Here is a 21,662-nt window from a genome sequence, read left to right on the forward strand (position 1 = left end):
TTCACCTATCCTGAACGTGAGGATCGGTTTTCCAGATAAAGAAGCTTACCGTGTCGACTAATTTTGAATCAGCCTCGGCATATGTTGCCGCACTGTGACCTCCCTGACGGTAAGCCAACACCAGCACATTTCGCGGCGTGCTTATCGCCTCTAAACGGGCAGCGAATTTTGCTGTTTGCCATGGGGAAACTCGCTGGTCATTCAGACCCACGGTCAACAGAACGGGAGGATAACGTTTTTGAGTCACCAGATGCCGGTATGCATCTATTTTCATTAAGGTGCGCCTGCCAGACGGCGTCATCGGCGAACCCAGTTCTTCATAGTTCATTACGCCTATCGGAATTTTATCCAGTCGGCTGGTATTGAGCATCCCTGCGTCTATGGCCACAGCGGCAAACAGTTCCGGGCGCTGGGCCATCGCCATACCCACGATTATTCCCCCTGCGCTCTCGCCACCGATCGCCAGTTTTGATGGTGAGGTGTAGCGATTGTCGATAAGATATTCAGCGCAACGAATAAAATCGGTAATGGAATTTTCTTTCTTATCCGCTCTCCCTTCCTCGTGCCATGCGGGTCCCAGTTCGCCGCCTCCGCGTATATGCGCGATAGCGAGAATGCCGCCTTGTTCAAGCCAGAGCAGTCGCGAAAGATCGAATGACGGAAACGTACTTACACCATACGCACCATAAGCCGTCAGCCAGGTGGGGGACGTACCTGCGCGTGCAATCCCTTTACGATAAATGAGCGTAAGTGGAACGCGAACATTCTCTGCTGTGGTCACCCATTTTTCTTCCACCACATAGTCTGTCAGCGGCTGGCTTATCGGCGGAATTAGCGCAGTGTTGCGGATAATGTTATCCCCGGGTTGATAATGATAAATCACAGGGGGCTTGAGCCAGCCCTGGCGGGTGAAGAGAATATCCTTGCTGTCACTGCTGGCGAATATCGCACTCACGTCTTCATCAGAAGGGATCGGAATTGTCTGGCGTTTACTGATATCAGCAAACGGAATACGCATGAATTTACTGCTTCCGGCGTCATGGTACGCCACATAAAGTGAATCTCGGCTGATACTTAGCTGCGTTAGCTCCCCATTTGACCAGTTCATCACGGGTGCTCTGACGGGGGGGGGGGCGGCCAGATCGATTCGTGAAATATCATAGCCGGATGAGGCGTTATAACTCGCCAGATAAATCCATCTTCCGGAATAAACAAAGGCAGAGACATTTTCGTCGGGATCAACAATCCTGGTCCAGTTGAGCGTGCCGTTAACATCTGCGTCTTTTTTAGCGGAAAAAAGAGAGCTGCCATAACCGCTAATGGATTTTGACACGTTAACAATCAGGTAGTCAGAATCAGGGGAGGCGTAAAGATTAACGTTTTCGCAGGATTGCTGTGCGAGTTCTGGAATGGTGCGCCAGTCAAACGTCATAACATCGTTGTTGCTTTCTATATGATGGAGATAGACCTTGCCGCAGGTCTGCCGTCCTGAATCCTGAGTTGTAGTGTTCAGACTGTAATAAAAGGACTGATTATCTGCGGCCCAGACAACATTGGGGTAGCGAACGGCGGGGATGCGAGTGTCTAATACCACGTTATCAGCCACTCTGATCACCGTGATATCCGTGCTTTCCGTTCCATTTCGTGAGCGGCCAACGGCCACGAAGCGACCATCATGTGAAGGAATGAAAAAGTTAATCCCATAACCCACAGGCGGATCGATGAGCACCCGCTCAGGCTTCCCTGTTTCTTTTACAAACAGACGCAGGTAGGGGTGTTCGGCCGATGAGCGAAGATAAAAACGATTGTCTCCCGCATCATAAATATCTGAAATAGTGGGGGCTGTATTCACTAACTCGCTCAACCTTTTCGCCAGCACGTTTCGCCAGGGAAGGGCGTGGAGCATGTTAACCGTCTGGTTTGAACGTTGATTTAACCAGCGTGCGGTCTGTTGGGGGTGAGTTTCCATCCATTGATAAGGATCCATGTAATCCTCATATGGCTTTTCGTTCGCATGAACAAAAAAGAGACCGCTGAACAACGTGAGAGTAGCAATAATTACCTGCTTACTGACGCGTTTTAGTCTTTTTATCAGGCAATCTTTCATGTCGAGCTGGATCCATGCTGTTCTGTCAGTGGCGTTAGTCGAATCACGCGTTCAGCGGATGCGATAGTTGATTGCCTGTGAGCGATGATAATTCGCGTGATGTTTAACTTTTTGATGGCTGCATTGACATAGCCCTCACTATCCTCGTCCAGCGCGCTGGTCGCTTCATCCATAAATAAAATTCCGGGTTTACGATATAGCGCGCGCGCAATAAAGAGTCGCTGCTTTTGTCCACCCGATAATCCTTCACCGAGTTCGCCAATTAAGGTCTCGTACCCCATAGGCATTTTAACAATCACGTCATGGATATAACTGGCGCGAGCACAGACTTCCATCCAGTCCTTATCGGCTTTGTCATCGAATCCACAAATATTTTCCCTGATTGATCCAGAGAACAACTTATCATCCTGCATAACGCAGCCGATGATTTTACGATAGTTGTTTAAACCCAACTGTTGAATGTCATTCCCGTCGATGGTGACTGAGCCCGAACGGGGTTCAAATAACCCGCAAAGTACTCTCATAAGCGTGGTTTTCCCCGCCCCTGACGGTCCTGTAATCGCCACGCTTTCGCCAGCTGAAACCTGAAATGAAAGATCGCGAAACACATCGGCGGAATGGTCGTCATAGCGATAGCTCAGTGCGCGGGTTTCCAGCGTAACAGGTTGCATGGTATTTATGATTTCCCTGTCAGGCTTTTTCATTTCTCTTACATTAAGCGCAATATCTGACACACGTTCGTTATGCAGATGCATCATGCGCAACTTCATCAAAAAATTGGTAAGTGACCAGATCCTGTCGGCGAATTGTTCCCTGAACACGCCAAAAGCGATGAACATCCCAATCGTCATCGTGTTTTCTATGATGAGCCTTGAACCCAGCCATAGCATTGTTATTTGTTCGCAGGCGATAATAAAAGCGTTTACACCACCAAAAAGCAGATCCATTTTGGTGATTTTTATCTCTGTATTGATCGTATCAATTTCCAGATTTAGCCAGTGAGTGCCGCGTCGTTCACTCAAACCCTGCATTTTGACGGTTGCGATACCATATAACGTTTCCATGAAGTAAGAGCGGGTGCGGGCATCTCTGATGAGGGTTTCTTCCGATAATTCGCGATAGGTGCTGTAGGTCAGGAGTCTGGTCAGAACATAGAGCGCAGTAAAGCCGATAACCACGCCAGTCAACCAGCGGCCATAAAGTATCATCATCACGATGACACCTATCATCATGGTTCCGTCGATAAGTGCCCCAACGATGCTGCTGGTAAAGGTTTCCCGAAGCGTGTTCAGTGACCCAAAACGCGACTGAATATCGCCCAGCTTTCGCCGTTCAAAATAGCTCAGAGGCAGGCGCACGAGATGGGTAAAAAGTCCGGACTGCCACTGCACATTGATAAGCGTCGTCATCATCAGTGAGGACCATGAACGCAGGGCGCTCAACGCCACGCGCAGTAAAGTAAAGAGAAACAGACCGATACAAATCACCGTTAACAAGCCCATATCTGCGGCGGGAATAGCATGATCCAGTGCGAGTTGAGTGCCTATCGGTATAAGTAGGTTGATGGTTTCAATAATGAGCGAATAGAAAAAGATTTTACCTAACATTCCCTTAAGGCCGTGCACCTTTGTGGCCAGTGACCTGAGGCTGAACTGGTTGCTTGTGGGCTGGGCGGCAAAGGTACTTTCTGGCCATAACTCGAGGGCTACGCCGGTGAAGTACTGCGACATCTCCTCAAGACTCACTTTTCTTCGGCCACGGGCGGGGTCGTGGAGTATGACTCGATTCTGCTTCACGCTGACGAGAACCACAAAATGGTTAAAATCCCAGTGCAGGATGCACGGGGTCTTAAGCGCGCTGAGTTCATTCAGATCGAGGGATAAACTGCGTGTTCCTAGCCCAAGCTGTTCAGCGATTTGTGTCATGCCTGCCAGCGTGGTGCCGCGTGCCGACAGGTTAAATTGTTGACGCAAGGCGATGAGGTTGCTCTGTTTGCCATAGTGGCTACAGATCATCGCGAGGCAGGCCAGGCCGCACTCTGAGGATTCCGTCTGGTGGACCAGCGGAACCCGGGAGCGCAGCTGGAGATCAAGCTGTTCGATGAGCGTTTTAAGAGAACGTTTACTCATTTACCGGACCCCCGGCGCTATTTTTCATATCGTAGAATGGGGAAAGCATCCACTGGTAGATCTTCCTTTTTTCCAGAAATAAGGTGCTTTGAGCCTGCATACCGTTGCCTAAACTCAGACGTTTGCCCGCATAGGCAATATTTTGTCTGTCAGGTCTGATAATAATTTTGTAGTAGGGGGCAGCCCCGGGTGAGGTCGCTTTAAGTGCTCCCTGGTAGGTTTGCATCTCCTGAGGAGAGGCAGGGGAGCGTGATATAACCGAAATGGTGCCGCCAAACATGCCAAATTTTTGTGCAGGAAACGCCTCATAGCGGATATTTACCCGGTCGCCAGGAGAAAGATAGGGGACGGCATCATTAGGCACCCAGGTGACAAGAGAAAAGTGATCGATAGTCAGGGGGATAATTTGCAGGAGGCTGTCGCCAGGTTTGATCATCTGGCCAACCGTAACGCTCAGGGAGTCTACCCGCCCGTCAGCCATTGCCCGGATGATAATTGCGCCCCCGGCATCAATATTCAGACGCTCTTTTTGCAGCTCGTAGCGCTGAAGCTCCATCTGATGGATCTGATTATCGAATTCGGCAGCCTGAGTTTGAATCTGACTTTCGAGAGTGGTCACCTGCAACGCGTTCTGATCGCTTTGAGCAGACAAATTAAGCATATTATTTTGTCGCTCGTAGTATAAGGCTATCTGGTTTATCAGCTGATCCTGCGTAATAAGTCCACGCGCTTGATAATGCCGATAGTTTTCCATGTTCGTTTTCATGACGCGAATGCCTTCCTGGGCTTGTGCGATAATGTCTGAGGAACGTTTGAGGGCTGCGCTATATTGCTCTTTTTGTTTTTTTAGCATGTCCAGGGTGTTTCTCTTATTCTCCTGGAGAAGATCCGTGATTTGAGCAATACGCGTAAGTTGGTTATCAACATCCCTTCGCTGATTATCACTCACAACACCGCTACGCGTGCTTTTACTGACATCTATCATGTAGATGGCATCGCCTGTTTTGAGCAGTTGGCCTTCAGTGACAAACTGTTTAACCACAACGCCCTGGACACTGGCATATACATTTGATGAGCGAGGATAAGTGGATATCTCACCCATCACGGTGATCCTTCTTGTGTAGCTGAACGTCAAAGTAAAAACGATAAAGGCAATAATAAAAAAAGCAGATAATCCGGCAACAAGCCAAATCGGAACGCCAGGCAGCAGTAAGGCCTTTCCCTGCCATTGCATTTTTTTGTGTTCAACCGCTTGTTGGCGATACACGCACGCTATTCCTTTTATAAAGCGAGGCTGTGAGATTTAGCCTGATTCCAGGCGACAAATTTTAGCTGAATGACGCCTGGTTATTCCGCCTGTTCCAGAACGTTCACATATTGTCCTGGTCATTAGCTTTCTGTCAGTAACGCTGTCCCCGCAAAGATTCAGCCATCCTTGCCGTTGCGTCCATCATGTCCACCGGGGCCTCCTTTGCCTCCTTTCCCCCCTTTTCCGCCGGGACCACCGTTTCCGCCATCTCCTCCGTTACCCCCGCGCCCGCCATTGCCGCCGTTGCCGCCATTACCTGAACCACAGGTGCCACCGTTTCCTCCACGACCTCCGTTCCCACCGGCGCCACCGTTGCCGCCATTTCCGCCGTCACATTGCGATCCTCCGGAAATAAGATGCATCTCAGAATTCAGTAGTTCTCGCATTTTCATCTCCTGATGAAATAAAGCCATCCTTTACGATGGCCCACAATGACAATATATCGTGAGCCGTCGTATTTACTTTTATGGGTGATTAACGGCGACCGCCATTATTACCACCGCCGCAGTTTCCGCCATTACCGCCGTTGCCGCCATTACCTCCGCGACCGCCATTACCGCCATTGCCACCGTTACAGGTTCCGCCATTACCACCACTGTTGCCGTTACCATTGCCACTATGATTGCCGTTCCCGTTACCAGCACCAATCCCGCCAGCGACACTGTTCATTTCATTTTGATTTAATTCACGCATTATACTTTCCTTAGTTGTATCGATTTAAAGTAAAACAGCGTAAACATCATGGTCCTAAATTAGTAAAAAAGGAAATGGCTTATTTTATCTTTATCTATTTTTTATTGCTGTAATTTTGATCTGACGCGCGTTTTTATAGCGAAATTCTGTTATGTAAGCGCGTTGTATGCGAGCGATATTCAAATAATTAAGGAAGATTTTAATGGCTATTATATATAGTAGGGTGAGGGCTGCCCCCCTTAACATCTTTACCTGGCAGGCGTAAGATTATATTGCTGGGTGAATTTTTTGTGGGTGGTGGCGGGAAGTCCGTTTAATAGGAATGGTTATATAATTAAATTGCGTTTGAATAGATTAAAAATGTAATAATCCGGGAGAGAAAAAACCAACGCTTTATTGCCGCTCCACGATCATCGTGCAGATGTTATCGTCAGTACGTTGCCAGGCTAGCGTAAAACTGACCCCCTGATGATAACGACCTGCCGGATGTGCGAGCGTTAGGGTCAAGGTTCTTTCATCCAGGGCAGTAGCCTGCGCGCAATCAAATCCCATGTACTTTTTCACTTCAGGAAACAGCGCTTTAAAGAGGCTCTCTTTAGCACTGAAAGCCAGCGTCAATGCGAGCGCGTAAGGGTAGCCCGTACGCGACAGGCTCGCATCTTCCTGCGCGTTGACAATGCCCTCTTTTATCGCAACGGCTTCATTCCAGGAGAGGATTGTTTCGCAGTCGATGCCGATAAGCGCATGCTGGTCGCGGACAACAACCGCCATCGCCTGCGTGCCGCTGTGGGTGATACTGCCCGACACACCTTCCGGCCAGAGCGGTTCGCCGCTGGGGCCAATGCCCGGAATCACGCGTTCATTTATCGCACCGAGCGCATGCGCGGCGGCGATGCGCCCGGCCAGATGCTCGGCTTTGCGTTTGCGCCCGGCGTTTGAAAGATCGGCGTGGTGGGGGAGCCAGAGGAGATCGGCGTCGGCGAAGGTGGCTGTGTCGAAGGTGATGTGGTGGACGGTGTGGCCGGCGAGAATGAACGTGCTGTGGGTGGTGTGCATGTTTTTCCTCTATCAGCAAATAGTGCGGCCTGATGTCCTCACCCCGTCCCTCTCCCAACGGGAGAGGGGGGAGTTACTGCCTGTATCAGAATCGCGTATTCACGCTCATATACCAGGTGCGACCCGGTTCATTATACGTATACGCACCCGCACCGTACATATACGCACCGGTGGTGGCGTTGCCCGTGGTCTGGGCATTACCCGCGCGCCACTGGCGTTTGTCGAAGACGTTGTCCACGCCGCCGGTCAGGCTGACGTTTTTGGTCATGTCCCAGGTCGCGCTCAGGCCAACGATGCTATAAGGGCTCACTTCGTCTTTCTCAGACCCGGTCACAGGCTGACCTTTGTAGTTGTACTTCTTCGGCTGCTGCTTGCCGTACCAGGTGAAGGTCGACTGGAGCGATACATCCTGGTGGACCTGCCAGCTCAGAGTGGAGTTCAGCGTGTACTCCGGGATGATCGACAGACGGTCGCCTGTCTCTTTGTTCTTGCTTTGTAGCATGTAAGTGATGTTATTGGTCCAGTTGATCGTGTCGCTAACCGGCACGTTCAGGGAGCCTTCCAGACCTTCAACCACCGCTTTCGGCACGTTTTCCCACTGGTAGATATCCGTCTGCACTTTACCGGAAGAGGTGTGACCCATCGGCGCGTAACCCGCTTCAATCTTGTCGCGATAGTCGTTGCGGAACCAGGTCACGCCAGCCAGCCAGCCGTCGCGTTTCCACTCAAGACCGATCTCTTTGTTGATGCTGGTTTCCGCTTTCAGGTCGTCGTTACCCATCATGTAACACCCGACGCCATCAGAGCTGGCATAGCAGCCCTGGCCTTTGCTGTACAGCAGGTAGTTTGGGTTGGTTTGGTACAGGCTTGGTGCTTTGTAGGCGCGCGCAATCCCCATCTTCAGCGTGAAGTCATTTCCCAGGCCTTGCGACAGGTTCAGGGACGGGCTCCAGTTGTTGCCCACAATCGTGTGGTGATCGAAGCGCAGCGCCGGTGTCAGCATGGTACTGTCGGTCAGCTCCATGTTGTTCTCGGCGAACAGAGAGAAGATCTCCGCCGAAGAGTACGGGCTACGATCGTCGCTCATGCCAGGGATCTTACCGCCTTGCTGAGTCTGCGTATTGGAGGTGGAGTCCTTCATACGCTGCTGGTTCCACTCGGTGCCCAGCGTCAGGTTCTGGTTAACGAGGAAATCAATCGGCAGGTTGATTTCGCTGTGCAGCATCACGTCGGCCAGGTCGGTGTCGGTGAATTTATTGCTGTTGAACAGGCCTTCCAGCCCCCCCGCCAGCCCTTCGCCCAGGCGCGAATTGCGGGTGTGTTCGTACTGTGCCCAGTTGCTGGTGGTAATGCCGTTATCCCAGCCACCGTTCCATGTCACCGCAAAGTTCTGACGATAAATACGGTTGGTCTCTTTGCCGTAGTTTTTCTTCACCAGGCCGCTGGAACTGTTGTCATTGTTGGTGTTCTGGGTATCGCCTGCGTAGAGGTTGTTCTGGCGGCTGTAGCCTGCTTCAAACTCCAGAGACTGCATCGGCGCGAAGTCCCAGCGTACCACGCCGTTGATATCTTTGTTCTCCACACCTTCACGGCCTGCCGGCAGCGTGTCGGCGTAGGCACCGGTACGGTCAGACTGGTGACCCTGGTTGATGTCCCATGCGTCGGCCTGGGTTTTGTCCAGATTGCCGTACATGCGGAAGCTGAAGTCACCGCCCAGCGGGCCGCTCAGGCTGAAGTTGGTGCGTTTGGTGGACCCTTCATCCTTGTGTTCAGGCGCATTCAGATAGGTGTTCCAGGAGCCGTGCCACTGGTCGTCGAATTTTTTGGTGATGATGTTCACCACGCCGCCTGCCGCGCCGTTGCCGTAGCGCGCGGCGGCCGGGCCACGGATGACTTCGATGCGTTCGATCATCTCCGGTGGCACCCAGCCGGTATCCCCGCGTGTATCACGCTCGCCGCGCCAGCCCAGACGAATGGAGTTGCGGCTGGTCACCGGTTTGCCGTCAATCAGGATCAGGGTGTTTTCCGGCCCCATGCCACGGATGTCGATCTGACGATTATTACCGCGCTGGCCGCTGGTGGAGTTCCCGGTCAGGTTAACGCCCGGCATGGTACGGATGATTTCAGCCACGTCGCGTGCGGGTGGATTTTTACGAATTTCATCGGCGGTAATGGTCGATACACCCGGCGCCTGCAGATTCTGCTCGGCGGCGGTGATCACCATCGTGTCTTCGTGCTGCGCGGAGGCGGTATTGTCGTCTGCCAGGGCGGGTAGCGCGACGCCGTAAATCCCTAAATTGGCCAGTAAGGCCAGAGAGTGAATCTTCTTATTCATTGTACGTCCTGCTTTTATGGTTGTTTTATGAGCGCTTCCCACAGCGCGGGCACTACGCTATTGCAAATGCAAATAGTTATCAATAATATTATCAATAAAATTTGCTCTAAAACAAAAAAGACTGTTAAACATGAGGTTATAAGGGTGACGGCGTTAACAACGGGAAGTGAAGCGTGGTGGCAGTCGAAAAAGGGGCCTGAATGGAAGCCGGAAAAGGGAAAATATCGCGTCACGTTCTGGTGGCGTGACCCGGCAGGAACGCAAAGAACGTCACCGATCAAACGCGTCTGGCTTTACGTCACTGGCGTAACAGACCACCATCAAAATGCCCGACCGCAGTCCCTCGAACGCATTCCCGATACCGATGTCTGGCAGTGGCAGGGTGAGTTCAGCCCCGAATGGCGGGGGAGCTACTGTTTTATCCCCTCCGATAACGAAAACGATTTTGCCGATACCGTGTTTGAAGGCGAGCAGCCGGAGCGTATGGCGCTGCGCGAAGGCTGGCGCAGGCTGCTGCCGCACGCGGTTTCCGACCCGCTGAATCCGCAGAGCTGGCGCGGCGGTCGCGGTCATGCCGTCTCGGCGCTGGAGATGCCGTACGCGCCCGTTCAGCCCGGCTGGGATCGTCCCAATACGCCGTATCAGCCGCCGGTCTGCATTGAGTGGAACAGCACGCGTCTGAACAACCACCGCCGCGTGTGGATTTTTACCACCGGGGATGACAGCCCCGAGCGCCCGCTGGCGGTGCTGCTCGACGGGCAGTTCTGGGCCGAAAGCATGCCCGTCTGGCCTGCGCTGACGTCGCTCACCACCGAGCGCAAACTGCCGCCTGCGGTCTACGTATTGATCGATGTGATCGACATGGAACATCGCAGCCGCGAACTGCCCTGCAACCCCGATTTCTGGCTGGCGGTGCAGGAAGAGCTTCTCCCTCTTGTAAAAAAACGTGCCCCATTTAGCGACCGCGCTGACCGTACCGTGCTGGCGGGACAGAGCTTTGGCGGACTCTCTTCACTTTATGCCGGACTCAACTGGCCGCAGCGCTTTGGCTGCGTGCTGAGCCAGTCCGGCTCGTACTGGTGGCCGCACCGTGGCGGGCAGCAGGACGGGTGCCTCATTGAACAGCTCAGAGCGGGTGAGCTAACCGCGAGAGGGCTGCGTATCGTCCTTGAGGCCGGGCGCAACGAGCCGCTGATTTTCAATGCCAATCAGGCGATTTACGCCGAACTACACGCGCAGCAGCCGATTTTCTGGCGTCAGGTTGACGGCGGACACGATGCGCTTTGCTGGCGCGGTGGGCTGACGCAGGGGCTGATGACCCTCTGGCAGCCGCTCATTCAATAACGGAGTCTGTATGGAATTCAGCAATCCTTTCGATAATCCGCAGGGACAGTTCGCCATTTTGCGTAACGACCAGGGGCAGTACAGCCTGTGGCCGCAGCAGTGCGAACTGCCCGCTGGCTGGCGTGTGGTATGTGAAGCACAGTCGCAGGAAGCGTGCCAGCAGTGGCTGACCGGGCACTGGCAAACGTTAGAACCGTCTCATTTTGCGGGGGAGAACGCATGAAACGTCTTCCTCTTGTCGCCGCCCAGCCGGGTATCTGGATGGCGGAACAACTGTCCACGTTGCCCAACGCCTGGAGCGTGGCGCACTACACCGAACTGAAAGGCGATATTGACGCGCCGCTGCTGGCCAAAGCCATTCTTGAAGGCATGATGCAGGCCGATACCCTGCGTATGCGTTTCGCAGAAGATAACGGTGAAGTGTGGCAATGGGTGGATGAGTCCATGATGTTGCCGAAACCCACCGTCATTCGCGTCGGCTCACACGATGACGCTGTGGCACTGATGACAGCCGATCTCAACCAGAACCTGCGTGTGGACAGCGGACAGCCGCTGGCGTTTCACCAGCTGATTCAGGTTGCTGAAAGCCACTGGTACTGGTATCAGCGTTATCACCACCTGGTGGTGGATGGCTTCAGCTTCCCGGCGATTACGCGCCAGATTGCCGCGATTTATACTTCATGGAAAAACGGCGAACCCACGCCAGAATCCCCGTTTACGCCTTTCGCTGAGGTGGTGGAAGAGTACCAGCGCTATCGCGACAGCGAGGCGTATCAGCGTGATGGCGCTTTCTGGGCTGAACAGCGGAAAGCGCTTCCTTCCCCCGTTTCGCTCTCTTCCACGCCGCTACCCGGGCGTGCAGCAACCACCGACATTCTGCGTCTGAACATGACCGCTGACAGCCGTGCCTTTAGCCAACTGGCACAGGCGGCAGGGCAGGTGCAGCGCACCGATCTGGCGCTTGCGCTGGTGGCGCTGTGGCTTGGGCGCCTCACCGGACGGCTGGACTACGCCGCCGGGTTTATCTTTATGCGCCGCATGGGGTCCGCCGCGCTGACCGCCACCGGACCGGTACTCAATGTCCTGCCGCTGGCGGTAAATATCCATCCGCAGGAGAGCCTTCCAGAGCTGGCATTGCGCCTGGCGAACCAGTTGAAAAAAATGCGCCGCCACCAGCGCTACGACGCCGAGCAGATCGTGCGCGACAGCGGGCGCGCCGCAGGCGACGAAGCGCTGTTTGGCCCGGTGCTGAACATTAAAATGTTCGATTATCAGCTGGATATCGACGGCGTAGAGGACACCACCCACACGCTGGCAACCGGCCCGGTGAACGATCTGGAGCTGGCACTCTTCCCGGACGAGCAGGGTGGGTTGAGCATTGAGATCCTCGCCAATAAACAGCGCTACGATGAAGCGACACTTACCCGTCACGCGGCGCGCCTGAACGCGATGCTGACGCAGTTTGCCGCCAACCCGGACCTGCGCTGTAGCGAAGTGGAAACCGTTTCGGAGCAGGAGTACGCCCAACTGGCGCGCATTACTGATACCGGGCTGGCGCTACCGTCCACCACGCTGGCGGATCTGGTGGCGGAGCAGGCAAGCAAAACGCCGGACGCCCCTGCACTGGCGGACGCACATATTGAACTGAGCTATCGCCAGATGCGCGAGCAGGTTGTCGCGCTGGCAACGTTACTGCGCGAACGCGGCGTGAAGCCGGGCGACAGCGTGGCGGTGGCCTTACCGCGTTCGGTGTTTTTGACGCTGGCTCTGCACGGCATTGTGGAAGCGGGCGCTGCCTGGCTGCCGCTGGATACCGGTTACCCGGACGACCGTCTGCGGATGATGCTGGAGGATGCGAAACCGTCGCTACTGATCACCACCGACGAGCAGCTCCCGCGCTTTAGCGATCTCCCGATCACGGCGTTTAGTTACAACACACTGTTACCTGCTGCGGATGCGGAACCGCTGCGCCTGGCGAAGCCGGAGCAGACTGCGTACATCATTTTTACCTCTGGCTCTACTGGCCGCCCGAAAGGGGTGATGGTTGGACATACTGCCATCGTAAACCGCCTGAAGTGGATGCAGGATCACTACCCGCTGGACGCCAGTGACGTGGTAGCGCAGAAAACGCCGTGCAGCTTTGATGTCTCGGTGTGGGAGTTCTGGTGGCCGTTTATTGCCGGGGCGAAGCTGGTAATGGCCGAGCCGGAAGCTCACCGCGATCCGCAGGCGATGCATACCTTCTTCGCGCAACACGGTGTGACCACCACCCACTTTGTACCGTCGATGCTGGCGGCATTTGTCGCCTCGCTGACGCCGGAGAACGTCGACTGTTGTCAGTCGCTTAAGCAGGTCTTCTGCAGCGGTGAAGCTCTGCCGACGGCGCTTTGCCGGGAATGGGAGCAACTGACCCATGCGCCGCTACATAACCTCTACGGCCCGACGGAAGCGGCTGTGGACGTCAGTTGGTATCCGGCGTATGGCCCTGAACTGGCGGCGGTGGAGGGCAACAGCGTGCCAATTGGCTTCCCGGTGTGGAACACGGGGCTGCGCATTCTGGATGCGATGATGCGCCCGGTGCCGTTTGGCGTAGCGGGCGATCTCTATCTTACTGGTATTCAGCTGGCGCAAGGGTATCTGGGACGTCCTGATCTGACCGCCAGCCGGTTTATCGCTGACCCGTTCGCGCCGGGTGAACGTATGTACCGCACCGGTGACGTCGCCCGCTGGCTGGATAACGGCGCGGTGGAGTATTTAGGCCGCAGTGACGATCAGCTGAAAATTCGCGGCCAGCGCATCGAACTGGGTGAAATCGACCGGGCGATGCTGTCCCTGCCGGACGTCGCGCAGGCCGTGGCGCATGCCTGCGTGTTCAACCAGGCGGCGGCAACGGGTGGGGATGCCCGTCAGCTGGTGGGGTACGTTGTCTCCGAATCCGGTTTGCCGCTGGATCGTGATACCTTGCTGGAATCGCTTAAAGCGCGGCTTCCGCCGCATATGGTGCCGGTGGTGCTTTTGCAAATCAGTGCGCTGCCGTTAAGCGCGAACGGCAAGCTTGACCGCAAGGCGCTGCCGCTGCCGGAGCTCACCCGTCAAACTTCCGGCCGCGCGCCGGAGACGGGCACCGAAGTTGCCGTCGCGCAGGCGTTTTCTGCGCTACTAGGCTGTGAGGTGAATGATATCGATGCCGATTTCTTCGCCCTCGGAGGACACTCTCTGCTGGCGATGCGCCTGGCGGCACAGCTCAGCCGCGCGTTTGCCCGCAAGGTCACACCGGGGCAAATTATGGTCGCCTCGACGGTGAGCAAGCTTAGCGCGCTGTTAGATTCACAGATGAGCGACGAGCAGGCGCAGCGTCTGGGGTATGAAACCCTACTGCCGCTGCGAGAAAGCGGTGGTCCTACGCTGTTCTGCTTCCACCCTGCGTCCGGCTTTGCCTGGCAGTTTAGCGTGCTGGCACGTTATCTCAGCCCGCGCTGGTCGATTACCGGCATTCAGTCGCCGCGCCCGGACGGACCAATGCAGCAGTGCGCCGATCTGGATGGTGTGATCGAACATCATCTGGCAACGCTGAGTGCCCAGCAGCCGCAGGGGCCGTATTACCTGTTCGGCTATTCCCTCGGCGGTACGCTGGCTCAGGGCATTGCGGCCCGACTGCGCGAGCAGGGTGAAGAGGTGGCATTCCTCGGCCTGCTGGATACCTGGCCGCCGGAAACCCAGAACTGGGCGGAGAAAGAGGCCAACGGCCTCGACCCGGAAGTGTTGGCGGAAATTGAGCGCGAGCGTCAGGCGTTTATCGCCGCGCAGCAGGGACAAGGCTCCAGCGAGCTATTCAGTGCCATTGAAGGCAACTACGCCGATGCGGTGCGGCTACTGACCACGGCGCACAGCGCGCGCTTTGAGGGTAAAGCGACGCTGTTTGTTGCCGAACGCACGCGAACGATGGACCCGCAGCAGGCCTGGTCGCCGTGGGTGGCGGAGCTTGAGGTGTATAGTCAGGATTGCGCCCACGTGGATATCATTTCACCGCAGGCGTTTGAGAAGATAGGACCAGTGTTGAGGAAGATTTTGGGGTAACGTTTAAAACCCCTCACCCTAACCCTCTCCCACAGGGAGAGGGGATGGTTTGCTCCCTCTCCCGCAGGGAGAGGGCCGGGGTGAGGGCATCAGACCGCACGCTTGCCTAACGGCACTACCAGCGGCGTGCCCGCCACCGGATCGTCAATTATCATGCAGCGCATGCCGTAGATCTGCTCGATCAGCTCCGGTGTCACAATCTCTCCCGGTGCGCCCTGCGCCACAATTTCGCCATCGCGCAGCGCAATCAGGTGCGTGGCGTAGCGGCAGGCCTGATTCAAATCGTGCAGTACTGCCGCCAGGGTATACCCCTGCGTGCGGTTGAGATCGCTCAGCAATTCGAGCAAATCAATCTGATGGCTGATGTCCAGCCATGTCGTCGGCTCGTCCAGCAGCATGATGGACGTCTCCTGCGCCAGCACCATCGCGATCCACGCGCGCTGGCGCTGCCCGCCAGAGAGGGTATCCACGCTTTGCCGGGCGAGATCGGTAATACCCGTCGCCTGCATTGCGCGGGTCACCGCCTCGTCATCCTCTTTACGCCAGCGGGTAAACAGCGGTTGATGCGGGTAGCGTCCGCGAGAGACCAGCTCCTGCACCGTGATATCGCCCGGCGTAGTGGCGTTTTGCGCCAGCAACCCAATGCGCCTGGCCACTTCTTTGCTGGCGAAGTGCTGGATGTGTTCGCCGTCGAGGTACACGCACCCTTCAACTGGCGTCATCAAACGGCTGAGGGTGCGCAGCAGGGTCGATTTTCCGCAGCCGTTCGGGCCGATAATCGCCGTAAAGTGGCCGTCCGGAATAGCAACGGTTAAGTCACGGGCAATGATTTTTTTGCCGTAACCCAGGGTTAAGTTGTCGCCGCGCAAGCGGGAAGCTAAGTCAGTCATTTCTTGCGTGACTCCTGAACTAACAAGACGATGAGGTATATACCGCCGAGGCTGACGGTCACGACGCCCACCGGAAGTTGATAAGGCATAAACAGCTGTTGGGCGCAGAGATCGGCGGCCAGCAATAACAATGCGCCACACAGCGCCGCCTGGGTTAAGCCCCAGCGCGCAGTGCCGCTAAGACGCCGGGCAATATGCGGTGCCACCAGGGCGATAAACGAGATTGGCCCGGCAATCGCCGTCGCCGCTGCGGTCAGCAAGACGGCGACCAGCATCAGCATCAGGCGCGAACGTTCAACACTCACACCCAGCGCGCAGGCACTGTCATCGCCCATCTCCAGCAGACGCATACGGCGCACCAGCAGCAGGGCACCGATAAACATCAGAACAATCAATGGTGCCGCGGGCCAGGTTTTGCCCCATGTCAGGCCATTCAGGGAACCGGCGTACCACAGTCCCGCAGAGAGCGCGGTTTCCAGTGACGCCTGCAACAAAAGCCAGGTATTAAACGCCATCAGCATTGCACGCACGCCGATGCCGATGATGATCAGACGAAAGGTATCGATACCGTTACGCCAGGCAAGCGCCCAGATAATCAGCGAGGTCAGAATGCCCCCGGCCATTGCGGTAAAGGTAATGGCCGTCAGGTGCTGACCAAACAGCACCATTGCCACTAATACGCCGCTCCAGGCGCCGGTATTGAGGCCCATCACGTCCGGGCTGCCGAGCGGGTTGCGCATCAGCGACTGGAAAATCGCGCCGCTCACCCCGAGCGCCGCGCCCACCAGTATCGCCATCGCCACGCGCGGCAGTCGCCACTCCGTCACCACCAGGGTTACATTGCGCGGCGCGCTGCCGAGCAGGGCGTTAAACACCAGGGTGAAATCGAGCGTCACCGCGCCGCTGCGCAGGCTCCACGTTGCCAGCAGCAGAATGGTGATAATCAGCAGGGAGACACAGGCGACTAAACGTCGGGATGGGGCCATCATGCGCCACCTCCGCGTCGGCGGCGTACCAGGAAAATCAGCACCGGCGCACCGATAAAGGCGCTGACCACCGAGACGCGCAGCTCGCCGGGGACCAGCAAACGTCCCAGGATATCGGCAAACAGCAGCAGGGCAGGCGTTGCAAAAAGCGTGACCGGCAGTGACCAGCGATGATCTGCTCCCACCAGCCAGCGCGCCACGTGCGGCATCATCAGGCCGATAAAGGCGATTGGGCCGACGACCGCCGTTGCACTGCCGCACAGGACGGTAATGGCAAGAAGACCAATGAGTTGGGTACGTGCAACCCGATTACCAAGCGCAGTGGCGGTATCGCTGCCCAGGCTCAGGCTATTCAGCGCCCGGCTTAAAAACAGCGCGACGGCGGCAGCGATGATCACCGGGAGCACCACCACCTTTAAGGTTTCCAGCGTACGGATATCCAGCGAGCCGGCCTGCCAGAAGCGCAGCTGGTCGTAAACGTCCGGGTTGAGCAGGGCGATGCCGTTGGATAACCCTTCCAGAACTGCCGCGAGCGCGACACCCGCGAGGGTCAGGCGTACCGGGCTAAGCTGGCCGCCGCCCTGGCTGCCGGTAAACGCCACCACCAGCGAGGCGGCCAGCGCGCCGCAAAAGGCCATCACCAGCTGTTCAGACGCTGACGTTAACCCGAACATGGCCGCGCCGAGCACAATGGCAAAACTGGCACCGCTGTTAACGCCCAGAATACCGGGGTCGGCCAGCGGGTTGCGGGTGAGGGTTTGCATCAGAGCACCCGCAAGGCCCAGCGCGCCACCGGCCAGCAGTCCGGCAAGCGTGCGGGGCAGTCGGGCGTCGAGCACGATGATGCAGTCGGCGCTCTGGCAGGTGCCGGTGAGCGCATCAACGATAACGGACGCGGGCAGCGGCTTAGCGCCGACCAGCAGGCTGAGTGCAATCGCAAGGATCAACAGCAGCAATAAAACGGGCACGGCAATGACGCGCACCGAAGAAGAGGAAAACGACATAGCAACATCCATGATTTGATAATGATAGTGATTATCGTTATCTATCTTATTTGGCTATGTTAGCATGTGCGCCCATGGAATGGGTAGAATTACACTCAAGGCTTTGTCATGAATCAAAAATCCTGGCTGCTCAACCTCAGCCTGCTTAAAACGCACCCGGCATACCGGGCAGTTTTTATCGCCCGCTTTATCTCCATTTTATCTCTCGGCCTGCTCGGCGTTGCCGTGCCGGTACAGATCCAGACCATAACGCACTCCAGCTGGCTGGTGGGGTTATCGGTTACCTTTACGGGCGGGGCGATGTTTATCGGACTGATGGTCGGCGGCGTGCTGGCGGACCGCTACGAGCGTAAAAAGCTGATCCTGCTGGCGCGCGGCACCTGCGGCGTGGGGTTTATCGGGCTGTGTCTGAACGCCATGCTGCCCGAACCCTCGCTTGTGGCGATTTACGCCCTCGGGTTGTGGGACGGCTTTTTTGCCTCGCTAGGGGTAACGGCACTGCTGGCTGCCACCCCCGCGCTGGTCGGGCGCGAGAACCTGATGCAGGCGGGAGCCATTACCATGCTTACCGTGCGTCTGGGCTCGGTGATTTCGCCGATGCTCGGCGGTCTGCTGCTGGCGACCGGTAACGTGGCGTGGAACTATGGACTGGCGGCGGCGGGCACCTTCATCACCACGCTGACGCTGTTGCGCCTGCCGCTGCTGCCGCCACCGCCGCAGCCACGCGAGCATCCGCTGAAATCTCTGATGGCCGCTATTCGTTTTCTGTTCAGCAACCCGCTGATTGGCGGGATTGCGCTGCTCGGTGGCCTGCTGACGATGGCCAGCGCCGTGCGCGTGCTGTACCCGGCGCTGGCGGGAGAGTGGCAGATGAGCGCCTCGGAGATTGGCATTCTCTACGCCGCCATTCCGCTTGGCGCGGCGTGCGGGGCGCTGACCAGCGGTAATCTGGCGCAGAGTGTACGCCCGGGGCTGATTATGCTGCTTGCCACGCTGGCCTCGTTTATCGCCATTGGTTTCTTCAGCCTGATGCCGGTGTGGGCGCTGGGCGTGATTTGCCTGATGATCTTCGGCTGGCTGAGTGCTATCAGTTCGCTGCTGCAATATACCCTGATTCAGACCCAGACACCGGAAGGAATGCTGGGGCGAATTAATGGCCTGTGGACGGCTCAAAACGTAACGGGCGATGCGATTGGTGCGGCGATCCTCGGTGGGCTGGGGGCAATGATGACTCCGGTGGCGTCGGCGAGCAGCTGCGGGTTTGTATTAGCCGTTGTTGGCGGGATCCTGTTAATGGTATTAGCAGAATTGCGCCGGTTCAGACAGGAGGTTGTTCTGAACGACGGTGCGGCCTGACGCCCTCACCCCGACCCTCTCCCACAGGGAGAGGGTCGGGAAAATACCTACTTGAACAACGTATTCAATCTGTCTAATACCAACATCGCGCTGTAATAATCCAGGCGGAACGTCTCTGTGCCCAGTGCCCAGACGCGTTTGTTCTCCACCGCAGGCAGATGCGCCAGCAGCGGATTGGCGTAAATTGCGTCGACATCTTTCTGGTCACCGGCAAACACAAACAACCCTTCGCCGTTCAGCCCCGTTGCCAGGTTTTCGCCGCCCAACTGGATGATGTCGTGGCGTTTACCCTGGCTTTTTGATGTGTGTAATCCGGCGGGCAATTCCGCCAGCGTAAAGCCTAGCTGGTGCAGCAGCTTGCCCTGAGCCGATTCACTCGTCCATAGGTTGGCGCTGTGCGCGGCGGCGGTGTAGACGATGGCGTTTACCGGTTGCGGCGGCAGCTTCATCTGCTGTTTCACCTGCGCGAGCTGTTTATCGAACGCCGCGATGCGCTCTGCGGCCTGCTTTTCCTGCCCGGTGATGGTGCCCAACTGCGTCAGCAGTTCCTGCCAGCTTTTATCGTCGTAATTGATCACCAGCGTCGGGGCAATGGCGGAGAGCTGGTCGTAGAGCGCCAGCGCAGAATCCCCGCCGGTGGCGCCGATCAAAATCAGATCCGGCATTTGCGCGGCGACCGCTTCGGCGCTGGGTTCCCCAATATAAAGACGCGCAACGTTGCGCTGTTTCGCGATATCCCCCCACTGACGTAAAAAGCCCTGTGCATCTGCCACGCGGTTGTTGGGCGTGGTGGCGCCGCTGGCAATCACCGGGGCATCAATCGCCAGCAGGGAACCCGTTAACGTCACGCTGGTTGAGACAATACGCGCCGGTTTGCTCTCCAGGGTATGCACGCCGCGGCTGTCGGTGACCTGGCGCGGCCAGTCTGCGGCGGTGGCTGAGGTTAGTCCTAAAACAAAAAGTCCTGTTAAAAAAAGGGCATTGCGGCAAACGGCAGGGAATTTCACTGAGCGGCATCCTGTTTTTGTTGAAGATAATGCTTCTCATTTTCATGGTTGTAAGAAAGGGATGCAAGCGTTTGTCGCACAAGTATTTACCCGATGGTTGACAGCGGAGCGCTGTGGGATTAGGTTAGCCGACGAAAACATAAATGATAATCATTATTGCTTCTTTTATCATTTCAGGAGGATGATATGGATACGTCCCTGGCTGAGGAAGTTCAGCACACCGCGACCACGCTGCAATCAGACAGCTTTTTCTTTATGTCGCCTTACCGCAGCTTTACCACGTCCGGCTGTTTTGCCCGTTTCTCTGAACCTGCCGTCGGTGGCGATGATCTGACTGGCCACTTCCAGCAAAAATTAGCGCAGGCCTTCCAGGATGCAAAAGCCAGCGGTATCGCGCATCCGGTGATGGTGGGGGCTATTCCGTTCAATACCCGCAAACGGTCGTCACTGTTTATTCCACAACGCTGGCAGACCTTTTCCCGTCCTGCACGTCAGAAATCCGCTCGCTATTTTTCCGGCTCGCAGGCGCTTAAGGTGGAGCAACGCACCGAAATTCCCCCGCAGCCTGTTTTTGAAGAGATGGTCGCCCGCGCTGCCGCACTTACCGCCACACCTCAGGTGAACAAAGTGGTGCTCTCGCGCCTGATTGATATCGTGACCGATAACAACATTGATAGCGGTGCGCTGATGGAGCGTCTTATCGCCCAGAACCCGGCGAGCTTTAACTTCCATGTGCCGCTGGAAGAGGGGGGCGTGCTGCTGGGAGCAAGTCCGGAACTGCTGTTGCGAAAAGAGGGGGCGCATTTTAGCTCGCTCCCGCTGGCAGGCTCTGCGCGTCGTCAGCCCGACGATGTGCTTGACCGCGAGGCGGGCAATAAACTGCTCGCCTCTGAGAAGGATCGCCACGAACACGACCTGGTCACTCAGGCGATGAAATCTACTCTGGCGCCGCGCAGCCACCATCTCAGCATGCCTGATTCTCCGCAGTTGATCACGACACCCACGCTGTGGCATCTGGCGACGCCAGTGGAAGGTAACGCGCGAGAAAACGAAAACGCCCTGAGCCTGGCCTGCCTGTTGCACCCGACCCCAGCACTGAGCGGGTTCCCGCATCAGGCGGCAAAAGAACTGATTGCCGAACTGGAGCCGTTCGATCGTGAACTGTTCGGCGGCATCGTCGGTTGGTGCGATAGCGAAGGTAACGGTGAATGGGTAGTGACCATCCGCTGCGCGCGTCTGCATGAGAAGTCTGTTCGCCTGTTTGCCGGGGCGGGCATTGTGCCTGCTTCCTCCCCGGTGGGTGAGTGGCGCGAAACCGGTGTGAAGCTCTCCACCATGCTCAACGTTTTTGGTTTGCATTAAGGAATAC

General features: G+C 56.4%; 16 protein-coding genes. 5 read left to right on the forward strand and 11 right to left on the reverse strand.

Going from position 1 to position 21,662, the window contains the following annotated elements:
- Nucleotide 1: 1 nt before the first annotated feature.
- From AAHF05_RS05560 to AAHF05_RS05590, 7 genes are all read right to left on the reverse strand, one after another.
- Nucleotides 2-2,107, reverse strand: coding sequence for a prolyl oligopeptidase family serine peptidase (locus AAHF05_RS05560; RefSeq protein ID WP_332613810.1), 2,106 nt, complete (start codon nucleotides 2,105-2,107; stop codon nucleotides 2-4).
- Entirely contained in the window at nucleotides 2,104-4,236 is a 2,133-nt protein-coding gene (locus AAHF05_RS05565; RefSeq protein ID WP_129323601.1) for a peptidase domain-containing ABC transporter, read from the reverse strand. The genes AAHF05_RS05560 and AAHF05_RS05565 overlap by 4 nt, the downstream gene beginning before the upstream one ends.
- Nucleotides 4,229-5,503, reverse strand: a complete 1,275-nt coding sequence (locus AAHF05_RS05570; protein WP_129323600.1) for an HlyD family secretion protein — start codon at nucleotides 5,501-5,503, stop codon at nucleotides 4,229-4,231. Before AAHF05_RS05570 ends, AAHF05_RS05565 begins: the two co-directional genes overlap by 8 nt.
- Before the next feature lie 133 nt (nucleotides 5,504-5,636).
- A complete protein-coding gene (locus tag AAHF05_RS05575) occupies nucleotides 5,637-5,846 on the reverse strand; it encodes a hypothetical protein (protein WP_206737103.1) in 210 nt (69 codons plus the stop codon).
- 173 nt (nucleotides 5,847-6,019) lie between these two features.
- Nucleotides 6,020-6,238, reverse strand: coding sequence for a hypothetical protein (locus AAHF05_RS05580; protein ID WP_206737102.1), 219 nt, complete (start codon nucleotides 6,236-6,238; stop codon nucleotides 6,020-6,022).
- A 393-nt stretch (nucleotides 6,239-6,631) separates the two neighbouring features.
- Nucleotides 6,632-7,294: an enterobactin synthase subunit EntD gene (gene entD, locus AAHF05_RS05585; RefSeq protein WP_129323599.1), complete on the reverse strand. Its 663-nt coding sequence runs from the start codon at nucleotides 7,292-7,294 to the stop codon at nucleotides 6,632-6,634.
- 85 nt (nucleotides 7,295-7,379) lie between these two features.
- Nucleotides 7,380-9,629, reverse strand: coding sequence for a TonB-dependent siderophore receptor (locus AAHF05_RS05590; RefSeq protein WP_028019522.1), 2,250 nt, complete (start codon nucleotides 9,627-9,629; stop codon nucleotides 7,380-7,382).
- A gap of 144 nt (nucleotides 9,630-9,773) precedes the next feature.
- Between AAHF05_RS05590 and fes the strand changes: the two genes are divergently transcribed.
- From fes to entF, 3 genes are read left to right on the forward strand one after another with little or no spacing between them, the layout of a single operon-like run.
- Nucleotides 9,774-10,973: an enterochelin esterase gene (gene fes, locus AAHF05_RS05595; RefSeq protein ID WP_129323598.1), complete on the forward strand. Its 1,200-nt coding sequence runs from the start codon at nucleotides 9,774-9,776 to the stop codon at nucleotides 10,971-10,973.
- A gap of 10 nt (nucleotides 10,974-10,983) precedes the next feature.
- Complete coding sequence (locus AAHF05_RS05600; protein ID WP_129323597.1) at nucleotides 10,984-11,196, forward strand: MbtH family protein; 213 nt, start codon at nucleotides 10,984-10,986, stop codon at nucleotides 11,194-11,196.
- Nucleotides 11,193-15,050, forward strand: coding sequence for an enterobactin non-ribosomal peptide synthetase EntF (gene entF, locus AAHF05_RS05605; RefSeq protein WP_332613792.1), 3,858 nt, complete (start codon nucleotides 11,193-11,195; stop codon nucleotides 15,048-15,050). The genes AAHF05_RS05600 and entF overlap by 4 nt, the downstream gene beginning before the upstream one ends.
- An 89-nt stretch (nucleotides 15,051-15,139) precedes the next feature.
- Here the strand turns inward: entF and fepC are convergent, their stop codons facing one another.
- From fepC to fepD, 3 genes are read right to left on the reverse strand one after another with little or no spacing between them, the layout of a single operon-like run.
- Complete coding sequence (fepC, locus tag AAHF05_RS05610) at nucleotides 15,140-15,940, reverse strand: iron-enterobactin ABC transporter ATP-binding protein (protein WP_049008012.1); 801 nt, start codon at nucleotides 15,938-15,940, stop codon at nucleotides 15,140-15,142.
- The gene (gene fepG / locus AAHF05_RS05615) at nucleotides 15,937-16,929 is read right to left on the reverse strand and encodes an iron-enterobactin ABC transporter permease (RefSeq protein ID WP_129323595.1); all 993 of its coding nucleotides are present in this window, start codon (nucleotides 16,927-16,929) and stop codon (nucleotides 15,937-15,939) included. Before fepG ends, fepC begins: the two co-directional genes overlap by 4 nt.
- Nucleotides 16,926-17,930, reverse strand: coding sequence for a Fe(3+)-siderophore ABC transporter permease (gene fepD / locus AAHF05_RS05620; RefSeq protein WP_129323594.1), 1,005 nt, complete (start codon nucleotides 17,928-17,930; stop codon nucleotides 16,926-16,928). Before fepD ends, fepG begins: the two co-directional genes overlap by 4 nt.
- 108 nt (nucleotides 17,931-18,038) lie before the next feature.
- Between fepD and entS the strand changes: the two genes are divergently transcribed.
- Nucleotides 18,039-19,286, forward strand: coding sequence for an enterobactin transporter EntS (entS, locus tag AAHF05_RS05625; protein ID WP_129323593.1), 1,248 nt, complete (start codon nucleotides 18,039-18,041; stop codon nucleotides 19,284-19,286).
- A 47-nt stretch (nucleotides 19,287-19,333) separates the two neighbouring features.
- Here the strand turns inward: entS and fepB are convergent, their stop codons facing one another.
- A complete protein-coding gene (gene fepB / locus AAHF05_RS05630) occupies nucleotides 19,334-20,293 on the reverse strand; it encodes a Fe2+-enterobactin ABC transporter substrate-binding protein (protein WP_129323592.1) in 960 nt (319 codons plus the stop codon).
- Nucleotides 20,294-20,479: 186 nt separating this feature from the next.
- Here fepB and entC point away from each other — a divergent pair, with 186 nt between their 5' ends.
- Entirely contained in the window at nucleotides 20,480-21,655 is a 1,176-nt protein-coding gene (gene entC, locus AAHF05_RS05635; protein WP_129323591.1) for an isochorismate synthase EntC, read from the forward strand.
- Nucleotides 21,656-21,662 lie beyond the last annotated feature (7 nt).

Origin of the sequence: Enterobacter adelaidei (genome assembly GCF_041937165.1) — a bacterium.
GTDB classification, from domain to species: domain Bacteria; phylum Pseudomonadota; class Gammaproteobacteria; order Enterobacterales; family Enterobacteriaceae; genus Enterobacter; species Enterobacter adelaidei.

Coding starts and splice junctions, on each gene's coding strand:
- AAHF05_RS05565 (WP_129323601.1), bottom strand. CDS start 4,236: ATGAGTAAACGTTCTCTTAAAACGCTCATCGAACAGCTTGATCTCCAG.
- entS (WP_129323593.1), top strand. CDS start 18,039: ATGAATCAAAAATCCTGGCTGCTCAACCTCAGCCTGCTTAAAACGCAC.
- entD (WP_129323599.1), bottom strand. CDS start 7,294: ATGCACACCACCCACAGCACGTTCATTCTCGCCGGCCACACCGTCCAC.
- fepC (WP_049008012.1), bottom strand. CDS start 15,940: ATGACTGACTTAGCTTCCCGCTTGCGCGGCGACAACTTAACCCTGGGT.
- AAHF05_RS05560 (WP_332613810.1), bottom strand. CDS start 2,107: ATGAAAGATTGCCTGATAAAAAGACTAAAACGCGTCAGTAAGCAGGTA.
- AAHF05_RS05600 (WP_129323597.1), top strand. CDS start 10,984: ATGGAATTCAGCAATCCTTTCGATAATCCGCAGGGACAGTTCGCCATT.
- AAHF05_RS05580 (WP_206737102.1), bottom strand. CDS start 6,238: ATGCGTGAATTAAATCAAAATGAAATGAACAGTGTCGCTGGCGGGATT.
- fepD (WP_129323594.1), bottom strand. CDS start 17,930: ATGTCGTTTTCCTCTTCTTCGGTGCGCGTCATTGCCGTGCCCGTTTTA.
- AAHF05_RS05590 (WP_028019522.1), bottom strand. CDS start 9,629: ATGAATAAGAAGATTCACTCTCTGGCCTTACTGGCCAATTTAGGGATT.
- entC (WP_129323591.1), top strand. CDS start 20,480: ATGGATACGTCCCTGGCTGAGGAAGTTCAGCACACCGCGACCACGCTG.
- fepG (WP_129323595.1), bottom strand. CDS start 16,929: ATGATGGCCCCATCCCGACGTTTAGTCGCCTGTGTCTCCCTGCTGATT.
- entF (WP_332613792.1), top strand. CDS start 11,193: ATGAAACGTCTTCCTCTTGTCGCCGCCCAGCCGGGTATCTGGATGGCG.